An 18338-nucleotide genomic window follows, 5' to 3' on the forward strand; every position below is an offset into this window, starting at 1 on the left:
GGGCAGCGACGAGAGATTGGCGAGGGTGCGCTTCTTGACCGTGTTGCCGTCGCGATAGGACTCGCGCAGCAGGATGGCGGGGGGCGAGTTGCGGTTGGGGACGTGTTCGATATACATGAACACATATTTAAGCACAAAACTGCTGAAACACAATAGATAAATACTAATTTACATGGCTACACAATAGCCCCAAAAAATGGCCGAAACCCAGCGCCGATGCAGGTTCCGGCTATTCGAGAAGTCAAAGTTCGGTCTAGTTCGCCGTCTGGGCCGGCGCATTGATGAAGCGCACCACCTCAGAGATGGTCTGCTCGGGGGCCTCCTCCATCAGCCAGTGTCCGGAACCCTTCATGGACACGCCAGTCACATTGCCGGCGACCAGCCTGGCCTGATCGATCAGGAACGTGCCGGACGCCTTCTCACCGGCCAGCACCAGCACGGGCATCGGCAGTGGTGTCCTGGCAAAGGCGGCGAAGTCTTCCGCATCCTGCGCGAAGGTATGGAAGTACTCGAAGCCCGCGGCCATGCGGCCCGGCCTGGCATAGGTGGCCGCGTAGAAGCGTCGGTCGGCTTCCGGTACCGAACGGGTGCGGTCGGCTGCAAAGTCATTCCAGAAGTGCTCGAAGTAGATGCGTTCGCGTCCCTGCACCAGCTTCAGCGGCGTCTCGCCGTAGAAGTGGAAGTGCCACAGGTCACGCAGCAGCCAGACTTTCTGCCAATCCCCCACGCCAGGCAGGAAGGCATCCATCAGGGTCACGCTTTCGACTTCGTCGGGGTACTGCGCCGCGTACGCATACGCCACCATGAGGCCGATGTCGTGGCCGACCACCTTGACCTTGCGATAGCCAAGCGCGTGCACCATTGCGTGGATGTTTTGCGCCAGCGTCTTCTTGTCGAAGCCCGAGGCCGGAATCGACGAGGTGCCCGCACCCGGCAGGTCCGGTGCCAATACCACGCGGCTCTCGGCCAGTCGGGGGATCAGCGGCAGCCACATGCGGCTGGTCTCGGCGTAGCCGTGCAGCAGCACGACAGGGGTTTCAGAGCCGCTGCCGGCTTGCAGCGTGTGAATCTGCAAGCCGGCGGCGTTGACCGTGCGGTCCTGTACGGCGGGTGCCGCGGCGTGGGCGTGCAGGGCGGCAGCGCCGATCAGCGCAGCGCTCAGGTAGCGCGCAAGATGGCGCACGACTTCGAAGCGATTCATGATGTCCTCCAGTCGGAAAAGTTGAACTTGAACAATCGCGTGAATGCAGTATGGACGCCGGTCTCCGGTTTGCCATACGATCAGTCCAACGAACATGTTCGAAGGAGTTGCACATGTTGTCGGAAGATGAACTGGCCCTGCTGGAGGCCATCCGCGGGGCCGGCAGCCTGTCGCGCGCGGCGGCCAGGCTGGGCAAGGCGCCGTCTACGGTGTCGCACGCCGCGCGGCAGCTGGAGCAGCGCTTCGACGCACTCCTGTTCGACCGCCGCGGCTACCGCCTGCAGTTGACACGTGCCGGTGAATTGCTCGCGGAAGAAGCCGTCAGGCTTGCGCTGGATGTCTCGCGCGTCACCCGGCGCGTGCGGCAGGTCGCCAACGGCTGGGAAGACCGGCTCTGGGTCGTGACCGACGAGCTGATGGAATTTGAAACGCTGATGCCCGTCATGCACGCGTTCGACGCGCAGGATTCCGGCGTGGCGCTGCGCGTCACGCACGAAGTGCTGGCCGGCACCTGGGAAGCGCTGCGGGACGGCCGCGCCGACCTGGTCATCGGCGCCACCAACGAGCCGCCCGCCATCCCCACCCTGGGGTGGTTCGAACTGGGGGTGATCGAATGGGTGTTTGCCGTCTCGCCCCGGCATCCGCTGGCGGCCGCCCGCGAACCATTGACGCGTGAGGAGATCGCCCGCCACCGTGCCGTGGTGGTGGCAGATTCGTCACGCCTCACAGGCGGCCGCGCTTACGGCATGGTGGGCGGACAGCGCTTGCTGGCCGTGCCGGGCATGCGTGCCAAGACGCTGGCGCAGCGCGATGGCCTGGGTATCGGCTGGCTGCCCAGGCACCGGGTCGGCTCGCTGCTGCAGCGCGGCGAACTGGTGGAGAAGCGCACCGCCGACCCGCGCGAGCCCAACACGCTCTACGTGGGCTGGCGCGGCGATCACGAAGGCCGCGCCCTGCAATGGTGGCTGGAGCAGTTGCGACGGCCTCGCCTGGCCAAGCTGCTGGTGCGGGGTGTCGACGCCTACGCGTAGCTGGCAGGGCAGCGTCTAACCACCTAAAGTAGCTTGTGGCTTTGCTCGTCTGGGGGGCCGGCTTTGTCTATATGGTTCTTGTAATCCGCCCCGCAGTGCGTACGGTACCAGGCAAGGAGGGTCGTGATGGCTCAACGATTTGACGCGATCATCATCGGCACCGGCCAGGCCGGCCCCGCACTCGCCGTTCGGCTGGCTGGCGCGGGCATGAAAGTCGCCGTCATCGAGCGCGCGCGTTTTGGCGGCACCTGCGTGAACACCGGCTGCATTCCCACCAAGACTCTCATCGCGAGCGCGTACGCAGCCCAACTGGCGCGGCGGGCCGCCGAGTACGGTGTGACGATCGACGGGCCGGTCGCGGTCGACATGAAGCAAGTGAAGGCGCGCAAGGACGAAATCTCCGGCCGTTCCAGCCACGGTGTGGAACAGTGGATGCGCAACCTGGAGAACGGCACGGTCTACCAGGGTCATGCCCGCTTCGAGAGCGCACATGGTGTGCGGGTCAACGGCGAGCTGCTGGAGGCCGACCAGGTTTTCGTGAACGTCGGCGGCCGGGCCCTGGTTCCGCCCATGCCCGGGCTGGATCAGGTACCGTACCTCACCAATTCGAGCATGATGGAGGTGGATTATCTGCCGGAGCACCTGATCGTCATTGGCGGCAGCTACATTGGCCTCGAGTTCGGCCAGATGTACCGGCGTTTTGGGGCCAGGGTGACTGTTGTCGAAAAAGGCCCGCGCCTGGTCCAGCGCGAAGACGAGGATGTTTCACAGGCAGTGCGCGAGATCCTGGAAGCCGAGGGGATCGAAATCCGGCTGAACGCCAACTGCCTGACCGCGCGCAGGGATGGCGATCATATTGCCGTCGGGCTGGATTGTACGGATGGGTCGCGCGACGTCCACGGTTCGCACCTGCTGCTGGCGGTTGGGCGCGTGCCCAACACGGAAGACCTGGGGCTGGACAAGGCAGGGGTCGAGACTGACGCCCGCGGCTATATCAAGGTAGACGAACAGCTGCGCACCAACGTCCCTGGCATCTGGGCGCTGGGCGATTGCAATGGCCGCGGTGCGTTCACGCATACGTCGTATAACGACTATGAGATCGTCGCTGCCAGCCTTCTCGACGGCGATCCCCGCAAGCTGAGCGACCGCATCGCAGCCTATGCCATGTTCATCGATCCGCCGCTCGGCCGCGCCGGCATGACAGAAGCGGAAGCCAGGCAATCCGGACGCAAGCTGCTGGTCGGCACCCGCCCCATGAGCCGCGTTGGGCGAGCCGTGGAAAAGGGCGAGAGCCAGGGCTTTATGAAAGTCGTGGTCGATGCGGACACGCGGATGATCCTGGGTGCCGCGATCCTCGGCCTGACCGGCGACGAGGTTATCCATTCATTGCTCGACATCATGTATGCCAAGGCACCCTATACCACCATCAGCCGTGCGATGCACATCCATCCCACGGTGTCAGAACTGGTACCGACGCTGCTGCAGGATTTGCGGCCCCGGGACTAGCTGGCGCGCTGGCGCGCCAACTCGACCGGGAGCGTCGATGCCAGATCCGTCGCCTGCGCGCGGCCTCTTGGCAGGAGCGCACCGGGATATCAGCCGGCGGCGATGCGATCGGCGATCTGGTCGAGCTGGCTCGTGATGGCACGCGCGGTGATGTCGCCCTTGGCCTTGAGCAGCGCTGCATGCAGCGGGTCGCGCAGCGCCAGCAGCGCGGGCAGGTCGGTGGCCTTTTCGACCTTCACCTGCAGCATGTAGCCGCGCAGGCCCAGGTGCTTCCCGATCACGTCGGTGTAGAAGTAATACAGGCTTTCGAAGGCAGCGATGTCCGCGGGAGAAAACGTCGGCGTATCGGCCGATTGCGGCACCTCCGGCACCTCAGTGGCGGGCGCGTGGCGCATCGCGTACACGGAGAACATATTGGTGTCGGTCGCGGCCGGGGCGGCACGTGCGGGTGTCTGCGCTACGGCGGCGGGCGGCTGTGCCGGCTCCGGGACGGCTTCGACCAGGCCTTGTGCCAGCAATGCCTCCATTGCCTCGGGGGCCACACCCATGCCGGCTACTTGTGCCAGTAATTCCTGCCCGCGGCGCTCCCCGTTGACCATCAGCAGCAGCGCGCGCAGCTTCTGGTCAAGCTTGCGTGCACGCGTCCGGATCTCGTCCTGCCCCGCCTCCGTCTTGCGGTAGATCGGATTGACCATGTCTCACCCCTTGTTATGTCGGGCCGCCTCTTGCGGGCGGCCGATTATCGGCATCTTCCTGTCCAGAGCGGGATGCGTCGCTTTCCGCGACGCAAAAACATAGTCCCGAATCCGCTCTACAATGTGCGTGCACCATAAAAGTAACAAAAAAATTGCAATTGCCAATTCACCAAACCGAGAACTGTGGCCATGCAACAACGAGACAAATTCTTTATTAACGGCAAGTGGGTCGCTCCCCACGGCAACGGCAAGATCGACGTCATCCATTCCGCCACGGAAGCGGTGATGGGGACGATTCCCGAAGGTTCGGCGCGTGATGCCGAAGATGCCATCCAGGCTGCCCGCGCGGCCTTCGACGGCTGGTCGGCAACGCCGCCGGCGGTGCGTGCCGGCTATATCGCCAAGATCGCCGAAGGGCTGAAGGCGCGCAGCGAAGAGCTGGCCCAGCTGATCGCCGGTGAAGTCGGCATGCCGATCAAGCTGGCGCGCGCGATCCAGGTGGGCGGGCCTGTCTACAACTGGGGCCAGGCCGCCAAGCTGCTGGAGGGTTTCCACTTCGAAGAGGAAGTCGGCAACTCGCTGGTGGTGCGCGAGCCCGTGGGCGTGGTGGGCGCCATCACGCCGTGGAACTACCCGCTCAACCAGATCACGCTGAAAGTGGCGCCGGCGCTGGCCGCCGGCTGCACCGTGGTGCTCAAGCCCTCAGAGGTGGCGCCGCTCAATGCCTTCGTGCTGGCCGAGGTGATCGAGGCCGCCGGCCTGCCGCCGGGTGTGTTCAACCTGGTGACCGGCTATGGACCGGTGGTGGGCGAGGTACTGGCCAGCCATCCGGAAGTCGACATGGTGTCGTTCACCGGTTCGACCCGCGCCGGCAAGCGGGTATCGGAACTGGCCGCGCAGACCGTCAAGCGCGTGGCGCTGGAACTGGGCGGCAAGTCGGCCTCGGTGATCCTGGACGATGCCGACCTGGCGTCGGCGGTGAAGGGCACCATCAATGCCTGCTTCCTGAATTCCGGCCAGACCTGCTCGGCGCACACCCGCATGCTGGTGCCGCGCGCCCGTTACGACGAAGTCAAGGCGATCGCGCAGAAGGTGGTCGAGGGCTTTACCGTGGGCGACCCGCTCCAGGAAACCAGCAAGCTGGGACCGCTGATCTCCGCCGTGCAAAAGGACCGCGTGACCGGCTATATCCGCCGCGGGCTGGACGAGGGCGCTGAGCTGGTGGCTGGCGGACCGGAGACCCCGGAAGGGCTGGACAAGGGCTTCTTCGTCAAACCGACCGTGCTGGGTAATGTGGAACCGCGCGCGACGGTGGCGCAGGAAGAGATCTTCGGGCCGGTGCTGTCCATCATCTGCTATGACACCGAGGAAGACGCGGTGCGCATCGCCAATGACAGCATCTATGGCCTGGGTGGCGGGGTCTGGTCGGGCGACGAGGCACGCGCGATCCGCGTGGCGCGCCGCATCCGCACGGGTCAGGTCGATATCAACGGCGGTCCGTTCAATATGCAGGCGCCGTTCGGTGGCTACAAGCAGTCTGGCAACGGGCGCGAAGCGGGCAAGTACGGCCTGGAGGAATTCCTCGAGTACAAGTCTCTGCAACTGAAGAAGCCAGCCGCCTGACGCGGCGTTGGTGCAATATTGGAAATGCCCGGCTGGTCCGGGCATTTTCTCGTGCGGATCATTCGCGGGCTACACGTACAACATAACGACAAGAGTAATGGGGGAGCAACGATGCGCTGGATTGGTCGGCTGGCCAGGTTTGTGGTGGCACTGCTGGTGTTGGCGGTGGCTGTCGCCGCGGGGGCCCTGGTCTGGTATCGCCATGCGGCACAACCGCCAGCCTCTGGCCAGGAGGCGCTGGCGGGTTTGCGCGACAAGGTCACGGTCGTGCGCGACGACCACGGCGTGCCGCATATCCGCGCGGCCAGCAAGGCGGACGCCTGGTTTGCGCTGGGTTACGTCCACGCGCAGGACCGGCTGTGGCAGATGCAGATGAACAAGCGCGTCGTGGCCGGCCGGCTGGCGGAGATCCTGGGCCCGTCCGCGCTCGATACCGACAAGTTCCTGCGCACGCTGGGCGTGCGGCGCAACGCCGAGGCCATCCTGGCGCAGGCCTCGCCCGAGACGCGTGCCGCGCTGCAGGCCTACGCCGACGGCGTCAACGCCTGGATCGATCATCGCAAGGGTCCGCTGCCGCCTGAGTTCCTGCTGCTGCGCACGCAGCCCGAGCACTGGGAGCCGGCCGATACGCTGGGCTGGCAGACCATGATGGCGTGGGACCTGGGTGGCAACTGGACCCAGGAGACCCTGCGCATGCGGCTGGCACAGGTGCTGCCGGTGGCCCGCATCAGCGAGCTGCTGGCGCCGTATCCGGGCGAGCAGCCGGTGCGCACCATGGACTACGGCCATCTGTACCGGCAACTGGCCCCGCTGGCGAGCGCGATGGCCAGCGTCGGCGACAAGGCGCCGCCGGGCTATGTGGAGGGCATGGGGTCGAATAACTGGGTGGTGTCGGGCGCGCACACCCAATCGGGCAAGCCGATGCTGGCCAATGACCCGCACCTGGGCCTGCAGGCGCCGGCGCTGTGGTATTTCGCGCGCATGACCGCGCCCGGGCTCGACGTGACCGGCGCCACGCTGCCCGGCATGCCGGTTGTGGTGCTGGGACATAACGACCGCATCGCCTGGGGGCTGACCAACACCGCGCCGGACGTGCAGGACCTGTATATCGAACGGCTGCGGCCCGGCAATGACACCCAGTACCAGACTCCCGATGGGTGGGCCGCGCTCGAGACCCGTACCGAGACCATCCGTGTCAAGGGCGCCCCGGACGTGGTCCTGAAGGTCCGCGCGACGCGCCACGGCCCGGTGATCTCCGACGTGGCAGAGCCGCTGTCGGCTGCCGCGGGACCGCTGGGCGCGCAGTATGTCGTGGCCTTCCAGTGGACGGCACTGCGCGCGGACGACCGCACCTTTCAGGCCGGGCTGCGGATGAACGAGGCGCGCGACTGGGCCAGCTTCACTACGGCGCTACGAGACTTCCACTCGCCGCAGCAGAACATTGTCTATGCCGATGTCGACGGCAATATCGGCTTCTACGCGCCCGGCCGCGTGCCGCTGCGCCGCGCCGACAACGACCTCAAGGGGCTGGCCCCTGCGCCCGGCTGGGACGCGCGCTACGACTGGACCGGCTTTATCCCGTTCGAGGCGCTGCCGCACCAGTACAACCCCGCCGAGGGCGTGATCGTGACGGCCAACCAGCGCATCGTGGCGCCGGACTACCCGTACTTCATCACCAGCGAATGGACGGTGCCATACCGGTTCGACCGGATCAGGACGCTGCTGGCGGCCACGCCGAAGCACACGCTCGACAGCTTCGCAGCGATCCAGAAGGACGTGGTCTCGCTGGCCGTGCGCGATGCCTTGCCGCTGCTGCTGGCCGCACCCGTCAGCCAGGATGCCGCGCGGCCGGAACGAGAACGCGCCTTGCTGGAAGCCCTGCGCAAGTGGGACGGCACCATGGACCCGGACCGCGCCGAGCCGCTGGTGGTGACCGCCTGGCTGCGCGAGCTGTCGCGGCGGCTATTCGAGGAGAAGACGGGGGAGGCGATCTTTGTCCGCCTGTGGGACCAGCGTAACGTGCAGCAGCCCATGCTCAATATCCTGCGCGATCCACGCACGCTGGGTGGGTTCTGGTGCGACCGCCCGCATACGCGCGCGGTGGAGACCTGCGACGACGCCATTGCCGACGCGTGGACCCAGGCCATGGCCGACCTGTCACGCCGGTACGGGGACGATCCTTCGCGCTGGCATTGGGGCAAGGCGCACACGGCCCGCTCCGAGCACAAGCCCTTCGGCAAGGTCGCGTACCTGGCGCCGCTGTTCAACCTGCGCGTGCCGACCGGCGGCGATACCTACACGGTCAACGTTGGCAGGCACAATCTGCGCGACGACAAGGCGCCGTTCGAGAACACCCACGCGGCCAGCGTGCGTGCGCTCTATGACCTGTCCGACCTGGCGACGTCGCGTTTCATGGACTCCACCGGGCAGTCCGGCAATGCGCTGCTGCCGCGCTACCGCGACTGGACCGGCAAATGGGCGGCGGTCCAGTACGTGACCATCCCGCCTTTGGCATCGCTGCCGCCGCAGGCCGCGGCGGACTCGCTGGTGCTGGTGCCGGCTGCGGCAAAATAGCGCGGGCCGCGACATGCTGTGCTGAGAAAACTCGTAAATAGGCGATATCCTGCCGTGGTCTTCGTGGGATTCGGCAATTGACGCTAATATGGGGATCCTCTTGACCTCTCCGACCCTTCGACCGACAGGAGTCCCCGATGGCAACGCGTACCACCCATGTGATCCAGCACGTCGCATTCGAGCATGCGGGCGTGATCGGCAACGCCTTGCGCGCGCGCGGGCACGCGTTGCAGGTGTTCCAGGCCGGTGTCGACGATCTGGCGCCCGTTGCCAACGATCCCGCTGACCTGCTGCTGGTCCTTGGCGGCCCCATCGGTGTCTATGAAACCGAAGCCTACCCCTGGCTGGAGGCCGAGATCGACCTGATCCGGCAGCGCCTGGCGGCTGGCGGCAAGATGATCGGGGTTTGCCTGGGCGCGCAGCTGATCGCGCGTGCCGCCGGCGCGCGGGTCTACCCGGGCACGCGCGAGATCGGCTGGGCGCCGGTCTCGCCAACGCCCGCCGGGCAGGATTCCGCGCTGGCCGAACTGGCGGCGGCCCGCTGGGAAGTGCTGCACTGGCACGGTGACACCTTCGACCTGCCGCCCGGCGCGCAGTTGCTGGCGTCCACCGCGGCGGTGCAGCACCAGGCCTATGCCATCGGCAACCAGGTGCTGGCGCTGCAATTCCACCCCGAGGTGATGCCGCGCGATATCGAGGCCTGGCTAATCGGCCATACCGTCGAACTGGCCAAGGCCGGCATCGATCCCCGCACCATCCGCGCGCGTACGGCCGAAGTCGGTGCCTCGGTGGCGGCCGCCGGCGAGCGCATGTTCGCGCGCTGGCTGGAGGAAGCCGGGCTATGAGCCAGCCTGTATCTCCTGTGCGCGCGGTGGTCGGCGCGGTGTTGACCGGGCAGGTGCGCCCGTTCGGGCCCAAGGGCGTGCCCAGCGGCATCGCCAAGACCGCGGCTCACGCGCGGATTCGCGTGACCACGCTTGGTCTTGAAGGCGACGGGCAGGGCGATCCACGCCATCACGGCGGTCCGGAGAAGGCGCTGCACCACTACGCCTTCGATCACTACCCGGCATGGCGCGCGGAACTGGCCGCGCAGGGCGCGCAAGGCAACGGCATCCTCGACGGGCCGGGCGCCTTCGGCGAGAACCTGAGCACGGCGGGGCTGACCGAGGCCGGCGTCTGCATCGGCGACCGCTTCCGGCTGGGCACGGCGCTGGTGGAGGTATCGCAGGCGCGCCAGCCGTGCTGGAAGCTCAATCATCGCTTCGGCTATGCCGGCATGTCGCGCGCCGTGCAGCAAAGCCTGCGCACCGGCTGGTACTACCGTGTACTGGAGACTGGCGACGTGGCCGCGGGCGATACGCTGGAACTGGTGGCGCGTCCGCATCCGCTATGGTCGCTGCAGCGCTTGCTGCAGGTGCTGTATGTCGACCGGCTGGACTATGCCGCGCTTGCGGAAATGTCAGAGCTGGCGCCGCTGGCCGAGAACTGGCGCAAGCTCGCCCGGCAACGCGTGGAGCGGCGCGAAATCGAAGATATGGAGCGGCGGCTGGCAGGCGGCTGACGGGGGCTGAGCGCTGCCGCCTCAGCCCTGGCGGAAACGCTTGCCCGTGCCTTCGCGCGCGATGCGTTCCCAGACCACCTGCTTTTCCTCATCGCTGAAGAAGACCCAGTTGCTGACTTCGGCGGCGCTGCGGCCGCAGCCCTGGCAGATCTCGTCGAACAGCGTCGAGCAGATGCCGATGCAGGGGCTGTCCGGACGTTCGGACAGCGTGGAATCCGTGGAGCCGTAGTCCGGTTCAGGGCGGAACGGGGCGGATTCGGAGGGCGACGGCATGGTGGCGGGAGGGATTGGGGTGAAACGGCCGCTCATTATATCGGGTACGAGGGACAGGCTCTCGGAATGCCGGCGCCGACCGGTGGGGATTACGTCTGACGTAATTGTGCTGCGCAGGCCGTGCCGCTACGCTGCAGGCAGGCTTTTGATCCGTTCACAGGAGTCCCACCCATGCCCCAAGCCATCACCGCCTTGCCCCTGCAACACGATCGCCAGGCCACCATCGACCCCCGCATGCGCGCCATGGTCGACAACGTCCTGATCGGCTCCCCGGTGGCACGCGCCCTGGGCGTGCGGCTGGCGAGCCTGGCGCCAGACCATGTCGAGCTGGAGATGCCGTTCCTGCCGACCAACGTGACCCACGGCAGTGTCGTGCATGGGGGCGTCATTGCGACGCTGATCGATATCGCCGGCGCAGCCGCGGCGGCGTCTGGTGCCTGCGCCGATGAGGTGAAGGGCGGAGCGACCAGTTCCTTGTCGATCCAGTACCTCGCGCCGGCGCAGGGTGCGGCGCTGCGGGCGGTGGCGATGGTGGTCCGGCGTGGCCGCCGCCAGGTGGTGACGGACGTCTCGGTGTACACCGAAGCGCCGGATGAGGGCGTGCTGGTGGCCAAGGCATTGATGAGCAGCGCCATGTTCTGATACGAAAGCGGCGCTTGGTGCGCCGCTCACAAAGCCATAAAACGCAATTAACCGCCGGAAATTCATCTTCCCCACCATGCGCGCCAGGGCCCTGGCGCGATCTGCCTGCAGAGCGAGGGCAGCCTCCGGCGTCCTGCTGGCGGGCGCGGGAAGTGGCACGAACCGGCGCAGACGCGCACCGGTCCGGTTCAGGGCAGGATCAATACTTCCAGAAGACCTGCTGCAGCGCCTTGGCCTCGTTGGTCTGCGTCAGCGCCAGCGCCATCAGGATGCGGGCCTTCTGCGGCAGCTGGTCGTCGGTGACGATCCAGTCGTACTTGTCGTCGGGCTGCTCGGCGTTGCGCACCACCACGCCGCTGCCGGTGCGCGAAGCACGCACGATCTGCACGCCCTTGGCGCGCGCGGCCTTGAGTGGCTCGACCATGTAGTCGCCCACGCTGCCGTTGCCGGTGGCGGCGTAGATGATGGCCTTGGCCCCGTTCTTCACCGCGGCGTCAATGCTGGCCGGGTTGGCGTTGCCGTAGGCGTAGACCACCGCCACTTCAGGCAGCTTGTCGATCTTGTCGATGTCCCACTGCGTCTGCAGCGTGTGCGGACGCGCTGGCAGGCGGTAGAACAGCGTGCGGCCTTCGATCACGTAGCCCAGCGGGCCGAACGGCGAGCGGAAGGTCTCGGTCTTGAAGGTGTTGCTCTTGGTGACGTCGCGGCCGGTGTGGATCTCGTCGTTCAGCACGGCCAGCGTGCCCTTGCCCCTGGAGGCAGGGTTGGACGCGACCAGGACGGCGTCATACAGGTTCAGCGCGCCGTCGGCGCCCAGCGCGGTGCCCGGGCGCATCGAGCCCACCACCACCACGGGCTTGTCGCTCTTGAGCGTCAGGTTCAGGAAGTAGGCAGTTTCCTCGATGGTGTCGGTGCCGTGCGTGATGACGATGCCGTCCACGTCCGGCTGCTTGAGCAGTTCGGACACACGCTTGCCCAGCTTCAGCAGGCGCTCGTTGTTGAAGCTCTCCGAGCCGATCTGGAAGATCTGCTCGCCCTTGACATTGGCGACCTTGGAGATCTCGGGTACCGAGGCGATGATCTTGTCGACCGGCACCACGGCGGACTGGTAAGCGGCGGTGTTGGTCGCCGACGCGCCGGCGCCGGCAATGGTGCCGCCCGTGCCGATGATGACGATATTGGCCTTGCGGGCTTCGGCAGGAGCCGTGGCGGCTGCGGCGGCAGGTTGGGCGGCGGGCGCGAGTTGCGCGTGGGCGGTGCCGGTGATCAGGCTTGCCGACAGCAAGGCGGCGGCCAGCGTGGTGACGCGAGCGATGTGTTTTTTCATGATTCTCCTCGGTATTTTTACGAACGTGTGGCCCGTACTGGAATCGGCACCACAAACCTTATGGGTGGAATGGTGCCGTCCGTGTTCAGTCGGTGGCTGCCGGCAACGGGGCCTGTGTTGCAGATCCCGTTCAGGCAGCGGCAAAGACTATACGTGAGGAGAAATTGGCGCGGGAAGGGCGCCGCATGGGTTATGCCGATTCGGCATGAAATTGCCGGGGCAATAACTCAAATCGCATACATATCCAGGTACTCGTTGACCGGTACCGCCTCCAGCCGGGCCTGGTCCAGCGACACGGCAAGGATGGCTGCCTGCTGCTTCGGTGGGAATCGCCGGGCGAGGTTGGTGCGGAATTTCTCCACCAGCAGCGGGATGCCCTCGGCGCGTCGGCGCTGGTGGCCGAGCGGGTATTCGACCAGCACCTCGTCCAGGACGGTGCCGTCGGCCAGCGTCACGGTCAGCGCATTGGCGATCGAGCGCTTGTCGGGGTCGTGGTAGTCGCGCGTCAGCGCGGGGTCTTCCACGCAGGTGATCTTGCCACGCAGCGCGTCGATGCGCGGGTCGGCCGCAATATTGTCTTCGTAGTCGGCGGCGGTCAGGCGGCCGAACAGCAGCGGCACTGCCACCATGTACTGGATGCAGTGGTCGCGGTCCGCGGGGTTGTTGAGCGGGCCGGTCTTGTCGATGATGCGCAGGCAGGCTTCGTGGGTGCGGATGGTGATGGCGGCAATATCGGTTGCGTTGCGCCCCGCGAGCGCCAGCGCGCCGTGCAGCTGCATCGCAGCCTCTACCGCGGTTTGTGCGTGGAACTCGGCCGGGTACGAGATCTTGAACAGGATGTTCTCCATCACGTAGGTCCCGTACGGCCGCTGGAAGCGCAACGGCTGCCCCTTGTACAGCACGTCGTAGAAGCCCCAGGTCTTTGCCGTCAGCACCGACGGGTAGCCCATCTCGCCGGTGCGCGCGATCAGCGCCAGCCGCACCGCGCGGCTGGTGGCGTCACCCGCGGCCCAGCTCTTGCGGCTGCCGGTGTTGGGGGCGTGGCGATAGGTGCGCAGGCTCTGGCCATCGACCCAGGCCAGCGACACGGCATTGAGGATCTCGTCGCGCGTGAGGCCCAGCATCTGGGCGACCACGGCGGTGGAGGCCACCTTGACCAGCACCACATGGTCCAGGCCGACCTTGTTGAATGAGTTCTCCAGCGCGATGCAGCCCTGGATCTCGTGCGCCTTGATCATCGCCGCCAGCACCGCCTTCATCGTCAGCGGCTTGCGCCCGGCGGCGACGTTGTTGCGCGAGATCCAGTCGGCGGTGGCCAGGATGCCGCCGAGGTTGTCCGACGGATGGCCCCATTCGGCAGCAAGCCAGGTGTCGTTGAAGTCCAGCCAGCGGATCATCGCGCCGATATTGAACGCGGCCTGTACCGGATCGAGCTGGAACTGGGTGCCCGGCACGCGCGCGCCGTTGGGCACGATCGTTCCGGGGACGATGGGCCCGAGCAGCTTGGTGCAGGCCGGGTAGGACAGGGCTTCAAGCCCGCAACCGAGCGTGTCGATCAGGCAGTTGCGGGCGGTGTCGTAGGCGAGGCCGCTCTTGATCTCGTACCGGGTGACATAGTCGACGATGTCGACCAGCACCGGGTCCGGATCGGGGCGTTGCGCGGACGGCGTGTCGGTGGACATGAACGGCCTCGCGGGTGCGGCTCAGCTTAGAACGCGTCGCCGGGCACGCGTACCCAGCCTTCCATCAGCACGCGCGCGCTGCGGCTCATGATGGCCTTCCTGACCACCCACTCGCCATCGACCTTCTGCGCCTCGGCGCCCACGCGCAGCGTGCCGGACGGATGCCCGAAACGCACCGCGTTGCGCTCGCCGCCGCCGGCGGCCAGGTTGACCAGCGTGCCGGGAATGGCCGCGGCCGTGCCGATCGCCACCGCCGCCGTGCCCATCATGGCGTGGTGCAGCTTGCCCATCGACAGCGCGCGCACCAGCAGGTCCACGTCGGCCGCGGCCACCTTCTTGCCGCTGGAGGCAACGTAGTCGACCGGCTTGGCGACAAAGGCCACCTTGGGCGTGTGCTGGCGCTTGGCGGCCTCGTCCACGTTCTTGATCAGGCCCATGCGCAGCGCGCCGTAGGCACGGATGGTCTCGAACATCGCCAGCGCCTTGCTGTCGCCGTTGATGGCGTCCTGCAGCTCGGTGCCGGTGTAGCCGATGCTCTCCGCGTTGACGAAGATGGTCGGGATGCCGGCATTGATCATGGTGGCCTTGAGCGTGCCCACGCCCGGCACTTCGAGGTCGTCGACCAGGTTGCCGGTGGGGAACATCGCGCCGCCGGCGCCTTCTTCCTCGGCGGCCGGGTCCATGAACTCAAGCTGCACCTCGGCGGCGGGGAAGGTCACGCCGTCCAGCTCGAAATCGCCGGTTTCCTGCACTTCGCCGTTGGTGATAGGCACATGGCCGATGATGGTCTTGCCGATATTGGCCTGCCAGATGCGCACCACGGCGACGCCGTTGTGCGGGATGCGGCTGGCATCGACCAGGCCGGCGCTGATGGCGAAGGGACCGACCGCTGCCGACAGGTTGCCGCAGTTGCCGCTCCAGTCGACAAAGGGCTGGTCGATCGAGACCTGGCCGAACAGGTAGTCGACATCATGGTCGGGACGCGTGCTCCTGGACAGGATGACGGTCTTGCTGGTGCTGGAGGTAGCCGCGCCCATGCCGTCGATCTGCTTGCCATAGGGGTCGGGGCTGCCGATCACGCGCATCAGCAGCGCGTCGCGGGCCGTGCCGGGCACTTGTGCCGCTTCCGGCAAATCCTGCAGGCGAAAGAACACGCCTTTGCTGGTGCCACCACGGATATAGGTGGCGGGAATCTTGATCTGAGGTACGTGAGCCATGGAAGTCTTTGTCCTGGTTGGCCCGGGCGGCACGCGTGCCGCCCGGGCCTTTGTCACAGCTTATGCAGTTGCCCGCGACGACTCAAGGAAGTCCTGCGCGAAGCGCTGCAGCACGCCGCCGGCTTCGTAGATCGACACTTCCTCGTCGCTGTCGAGGCGGCAGGTCACCGGCACCTCGACGCGCTCGCCGTTCTTGCGGTTGACCACCAGCGTCAGCGTGGCGCGCGGCTGGCGCTCGCCGATCACGTCATAGGTCTCGGTGCCGTCCAGGCCCAGCGTCAGGCGGTTCACGCCCGGCTTGAACTCCAGCGGCAGCACGCCCATGCCGATCAGGTTGGTGCGGTGGATGCGCTCGAAGCCCTCGGCGACGATCACTTCCACGCCGGCCAGGCGCACGCCCTTGGCGGCCCAGTCGCGCGACGAGCCCTGGCCGTAGTCCGCGCCGGCAATGATGATCAGCGGCTGTTTGCGGTCCATGTAGGTCTCGATGGCTTCCCACATGCGCACGACCTTGCCTTCGGGCTCGATGCGCGCCAGCGAACCCTTCTTGACCTGGCCGTCGACCACGGCCATCTCGTTGATCAGGGTCGGGTTGGCAAAGGTGGCGCGCTGCGCGGTCAGGTGGTCGCCGCGGTGGGTGGCGTACGAGTTGAAGTCCTCTTCCGGCAGGCCCATCTTGGCCAGGTATTCACCCGCGGCGCTGTTGAGCATGATGGCGTTGGACGGCGACAGGTGGTCGGTGGTGATGTTGTCACCCAGCACCGCCAGCGGACGCAGGGCCTTGAGCGTGCGCTCGCCGGCCAGCGCGCCTTCCCAGTAGGGCGGGCGGCGGATGTAGGTGCTCTGCGGGCGCCAGTCGTACAGCGGGCTAACGGATTCGCCGCTGGCCGCGGTGATGGCGAACATCGGCTCGTAGACCTTGCGGAACTGCTCGGGCTTGACGCTCTTTGCCACGATCGCGTCGATCTCTTCGTCGCTCGGCCAGATGTCCTTCAGGTACACCGCCTTGCCGTCGTGGTCCGTGCCCAGCACGTCCTTCTCGATATCGAAGCGGATGGTGCCGGCGATGGCATAGGCCACCACCAGCGGCGGCGAGGCCAGGAAGGCCTGCTTGGCGTACGGGTGGATGCGGCCGTCGAAGTTGCGGTTGCCAGACAGCACCGCCGTCGCGTACAGGTCGCGGTCGATGATTTCCTGCTGGATCTTCGGGTCCAGCGCGCCGGACATGCCGTTGCAGGTGGTGCAGGCAAAGGCGACGATGCCGAAGCCAAGCTTCTCCAGGTCCGGCAGGAGGTTCGCCTCTTCCAGATACAGCTCGACTGCCTTGGAGCCGGGCGCCAGCGACGATTTGACCCACGGCTTGCGGGCCAGGCCGCGCGCGTTGGCGTTGCGCGCCAGCAGGGCAGCGGCGATCACGTTGCGCGGGTTGCTGGTGTTGGTGCAGCTGGTGATGGCGGCGATGATCACCGCGCCGTCCGGCATCAGGCCTTCGGCTTCCTGCGCGCGGGCCTTGTCCAGGTCCACCGCGATGCCGCGCTCGGCCAGCGCGGAGGTCGGCAGGCGCTTGTGGGGGTTAGACGGGCCGGCCATGTTGCGCACCACGCTGGACAGGTCGAACGACAGCACGCGCTCATATTCGGCGTTCGTCAGCGAGTCGGCCCACAGGCCGGCGGTCCTGGCATACGTCTCGACCAGCTTGAGCTGCTCGTCGGTACGGCCGGTCAGGCGCAGGTAGTCGATGGTCTGCTCGTCGATGAAGAACATCGCCGCGGTGGCGCCGTATTCGGGGGCCATGTTGGAGATGGTGGCGCGGTCGCCGAGCGTCAGGCTCGAGGCGCCTTCGCCGCGGAACTCCAGGTAGGCGCCGACCACTTTTTCCTTGCGCAGGAACTCGGTCAGGGCCAGCACGATATCGGTGGCGGTGATGCCGGGCTGGCGCTTGCCGGTCAGCTCCACGCCGACGATATCCGGCAGGCGCATCCACGAGGCGCGGCCGAGCATCACGTTTTCAGCTTCCAGGCCGCCCACGCCGATGGCGATCACGCCCAGCGCGTCCACGTGCGGGGTGTGGCTGTCAGTGCCGACGCAGGTATCGGGGTAGGCCACGCCGTTGTCGGCATGGATCACGGGCGACATCTTCTCCAGGTTGATCTGGTGCATGATGCCGTTGCCCGGCGGGATCACGTCGACGTTCTTGAACGCCAGCTTGGTCCAGTCGATGAAATGGAAACGGTCTTCGTTGCGGCGGTCTTCGATGGCGCGGTTCTTGGCGAAGGCATCGGGATCGAAGCCGCCACACTCCACTGCCAGCGAGTGGTCGACGATCAGTTGCACCGGCACCACCGGGTTGACCTTGGCGGGGTCGCCGCCCTGGTCGGCAATGGCGTCGCGCAGGCCGGCCAGGTCCACCAGCGCGGTCTGGCCCAGGATGTCATGGCACACCACGCGCGCCGGGAACCACGGGAAGTCCAGCTCGCGCTTGCGCCCGATCAGCTGTTTCAGCGAATCGGTCAGCGTGGCGGGGTCGCAGCGGCGCACCAGGTTTTCTGCCAGCACGCGCGACGTGTACGGCAGCTTGTCGTAGGCACCCGGCTGGATTGCCTCGACCGCGGCGCGCGCGTCAAAGTAATCCAGCTTGGTGCCCGGTAGCGATTTGCGGTTTGCAGAATTCATGGTGTAGGGAAATCAATATAGGTATGAAAAAGGGGTAGTGGTCCCATGTCAGCGACCAACTACCCCCTTGCCCGCGGGCTCGGATCAATGCAACCCGATGCGGAGCAATCCGGCAGCCGGTCTTACTTGCGATCCTTCAGCGGCACGAACTTCAGGTTCTCCGGACCGGTGTAGTTGGCACTCGGGCGGATGATCTTGTTGTCGATGCGCTGCTCGATGATGTGCGCGGCCCAGCCCGAGGTGCGCGAGATCACGAACAGCGGCGTGAACATCGCCGTCGGCACGCCCATCATGTGGTAGCTCACCGCGCTGAACCAGTCCAGGTTCGGGAAC

Annotated in this window: 15 protein-coding genes; 7 read left to right on the forward strand and 8 right to left on the reverse strand. The window is 66.5% G+C overall.

Going from position 1 to position 18338, the window contains the following annotated elements:
• Positions 1 to 253 precede the first annotated feature (253 nt).
• The gene (locus tag DN412_RS39270) at positions 254 to 1201 is read right to left on the reverse strand and encodes an alpha/beta fold hydrolase (protein ID WP_115216463.1); all 948 of its coding nucleotides are present in this window, start codon (positions 1199 to 1201) and stop codon (positions 254 to 256) included.
• A gap of 113 nt (positions 1202 to 1314) precedes the next feature.
• Between DN412_RS39270 and DN412_RS39275 the strand changes: the two genes are divergently transcribed.
• Both DN412_RS39275 and DN412_RS39280 read left to right on the forward strand, forming a co-directional pair.
• On the forward strand, positions 1315 to 2232 hold the full coding sequence (locus tag DN412_RS39275) for a LysR family transcriptional regulator (RefSeq protein WP_115216464.1): 918 nt from the start codon (positions 1315 to 1317) through the stop codon (positions 2230 to 2232).
• Between the two features lie 126 nt (positions 2233 to 2358).
• The gene (locus tag DN412_RS39280; RefSeq protein ID WP_115216465.1) at positions 2359 to 3738 is read left to right on the forward strand and encodes an FAD-containing oxidoreductase; all 1380 of its coding nucleotides are present in this window, start codon (positions 2359 to 2361) and stop codon (positions 3736 to 3738) included.
• Between the two features lie 89 nt (positions 3739 to 3827).
• Here the strand turns inward: DN412_RS39280 and DN412_RS43645 are convergent, their stop codons facing one another.
• Entirely contained in the window at positions 3828 to 4433 is a 606-nt protein-coding gene (locus DN412_RS43645) for a hypothetical protein (protein ID WP_161564116.1), read from the reverse strand.
• Between the two features lie 189 nt (positions 4434 to 4622).
• Here DN412_RS43645 and DN412_RS39290 point away from each other — a divergent pair, with 189 nt between their 5' ends.
• The 4 genes from DN412_RS39290 (at position 4623) to DN412_RS39305 (ending at position 10191) form a co-directional block, all read left to right on the forward strand.
• Positions 4623 to 6056, forward strand: a complete 1434-nt coding sequence (locus DN412_RS39290; RefSeq protein ID WP_115216467.1) for an aldehyde dehydrogenase family protein — start codon at positions 4623 to 4625, stop codon at positions 6054 to 6056.
• 111 nt (positions 6057 to 6167) lie between these two features.
• Positions 6168 to 8630, forward strand: a complete 2463-nt coding sequence (locus tag DN412_RS39295) for a penicillin acylase family protein (RefSeq protein ID WP_115216468.1) — start codon at positions 6168 to 6170, stop codon at positions 8628 to 8630.
• Positions 8631 to 8767: 137 nt separating this feature from the next.
• Positions 8768 to 9475, forward strand: coding sequence for a glutamine amidotransferase (locus DN412_RS39300; RefSeq protein WP_115216469.1), 708 nt, complete (start codon positions 8768 to 8770; stop codon positions 9473 to 9475).
• Positions 9472 to 10191, forward strand: a complete 720-nt coding sequence (locus DN412_RS39305) for an MOSC domain-containing protein (protein ID WP_115216470.1) — start codon at positions 9472 to 9474, stop codon at positions 10189 to 10191. The genes DN412_RS39300 and DN412_RS39305 overlap by 4 nt, the downstream gene beginning before the upstream one ends.
• A gap of 21 nt (positions 10192 to 10212) precedes the next feature.
• Here the strand turns inward: DN412_RS39305 and DN412_RS39310 are convergent, their stop codons facing one another.
• Positions 10213 to 10464, reverse strand: a complete 252-nt coding sequence (locus DN412_RS39310) for a DUF1289 domain-containing protein (protein ID WP_115216471.1) — start codon at positions 10462 to 10464, stop codon at positions 10213 to 10215.
• Between the two features lie 171 nt (positions 10465 to 10635).
• On the opposite strand from DN412_RS39310, the gene DN412_RS39315 reads away from it, so the two are divergent.
• Complete coding sequence (locus DN412_RS39315; protein WP_115216472.1) at positions 10636 to 11106, forward strand: PaaI family thioesterase; 471 nt, start codon at positions 10636 to 10638, stop codon at positions 11104 to 11106.
• A 199-nt stretch (positions 11107 to 11305) separates the two neighbouring features.
• Here the strand turns inward: DN412_RS39315 and DN412_RS39320 are convergent, their stop codons facing one another.
• The 5 genes from DN412_RS39320 to DN412_RS39340 form a co-directional block, all read right to left on the reverse strand.
• The gene (locus tag DN412_RS39320; protein ID WP_115216473.1) at positions 11306 to 12433 is read right to left on the reverse strand and encodes an asparaginase; all 1128 of its coding nucleotides are present in this window, start codon (positions 12431 to 12433) and stop codon (positions 11306 to 11308) included.
• Positions 12434 to 12660: 227 nt separating this feature from the next.
• Positions 12661 to 14115, reverse strand: coding sequence for a bifunctional 2-methylcitrate dehydratase/aconitate hydratase (locus DN412_RS39325; protein ID WP_115216474.1), 1455 nt, complete (start codon positions 14113 to 14115; stop codon positions 12661 to 12663).
• A gap of 26 nt (positions 14116 to 14141) precedes the next feature.
• The gene (gene prpF, locus DN412_RS39330; RefSeq protein WP_115216475.1) at positions 14142 to 15332 is read right to left on the reverse strand and encodes a 2-methylaconitate cis-trans isomerase PrpF; all 1191 of its coding nucleotides are present in this window, start codon (positions 15330 to 15332) and stop codon (positions 14142 to 14144) included.
• 60 nt (positions 15333 to 15392) lie between these two features.
• Positions 15393 to 18005, reverse strand: coding sequence for a Fe/S-dependent 2-methylisocitrate dehydratase AcnD (gene acnD / locus DN412_RS39335; protein WP_115216476.1), 2613 nt, complete (start codon positions 18003 to 18005; stop codon positions 15393 to 15395).
• A gap of 122 nt (positions 18006 to 18127) precedes the next feature.
• On the reverse strand, positions 18128 to 18338 hold a 211-nt coding region (locus DN412_RS39340; RefSeq protein ID WP_279635300.1), incomplete at its 5' end, for a citrate/2-methylcitrate synthase.

The organism is Cupriavidus lacunae, assembly GCF_003353055.1.
In the GTDB taxonomy this organism is placed as follows: domain Bacteria; phylum Pseudomonadota; class Gammaproteobacteria; order Burkholderiales; family Burkholderiaceae; genus Cupriavidus; species Cupriavidus lacunae.

What these genes read in the sequence shown, in the direction of transcription:
- DN412_RS39270 (WP_115216463.1), bottom strand. Translation starts at nt 1,201, where the DNA reads ATGAATCGCTTCGAAGTCGTGCGCCATCTTGCGCGCTACCTGAGCGCT.
- DN412_RS39275 (WP_115216464.1), top strand. Translation starts at nt 1,315, where the DNA reads ATGTTGTCGGAAGATGAACTGGCCCTGCTGGAGGCCATCCGCGGGGCC.
- DN412_RS39280 (WP_115216465.1), top strand. Translation starts at nt 2,359, where the DNA reads ATGGCTCAACGATTTGACGCGATCATCATCGGCACCGGCCAGGCCGGC.
- DN412_RS43645 (WP_161564116.1), bottom strand. Translation starts at nt 4,433, where the DNA reads ATGGTCAATCCGATCTACCGCAAGACGGAGGCGGGGCAGGACGAGATC.
- DN412_RS39290 (WP_115216467.1), top strand. Translation starts at nt 4,623, where the DNA reads ATGCAACAACGAGACAAATTCTTTATTAACGGCAAGTGGGTCGCTCCC.
- DN412_RS39295 (WP_115216468.1), top strand. Translation starts at nt 6,168, where the DNA reads ATGCGCTGGATTGGTCGGCTGGCCAGGTTTGTGGTGGCACTGCTGGTG.
- DN412_RS39300 (WP_115216469.1), top strand. Translation starts at nt 8,768, where the DNA reads ATGGCAACGCGTACCACCCATGTGATCCAGCACGTCGCATTCGAGCAT.
- DN412_RS39305 (WP_115216470.1), top strand. Translation starts at nt 9,472, where the DNA reads ATGAGCCAGCCTGTATCTCCTGTGCGCGCGGTGGTCGGCGCGGTGTTG.
- DN412_RS39310 (WP_115216471.1), bottom strand. Translation starts at nt 10,464, where the DNA reads ATGCCGTCGCCCTCCGAATCCGCCCCGTTCCGCCCTGAACCGGACTAC.
- DN412_RS39315 (WP_115216472.1), top strand. Translation starts at nt 10,636, where the DNA reads ATGCCCCAAGCCATCACCGCCTTGCCCCTGCAACACGATCGCCAGGCC.
- DN412_RS39320 (WP_115216473.1), bottom strand. Translation starts at nt 12,433, where the DNA reads ATGAAAAAACACATCGCTCGCGTCACCACGCTGGCCGCCGCCTTGCTG.
- DN412_RS39325 (WP_115216474.1), bottom strand. Translation starts at nt 14,115, where the DNA reads ATGTCCACCGACACGCCGTCCGCGCAACGCCCCGATCCGGACCCGGTG.
- prpF (WP_115216475.1), bottom strand. Translation starts at nt 15,332, where the DNA reads ATGGCTCACGTACCTCAGATCAAGATTCCCGCCACCTATATCCGTGGT.
- acnD (WP_115216476.1), bottom strand. Translation starts at nt 18,005, where the DNA reads ATGAATTCTGCAAACCGCAAATCGCTACCGGGCACCAAGCTGGATTAC.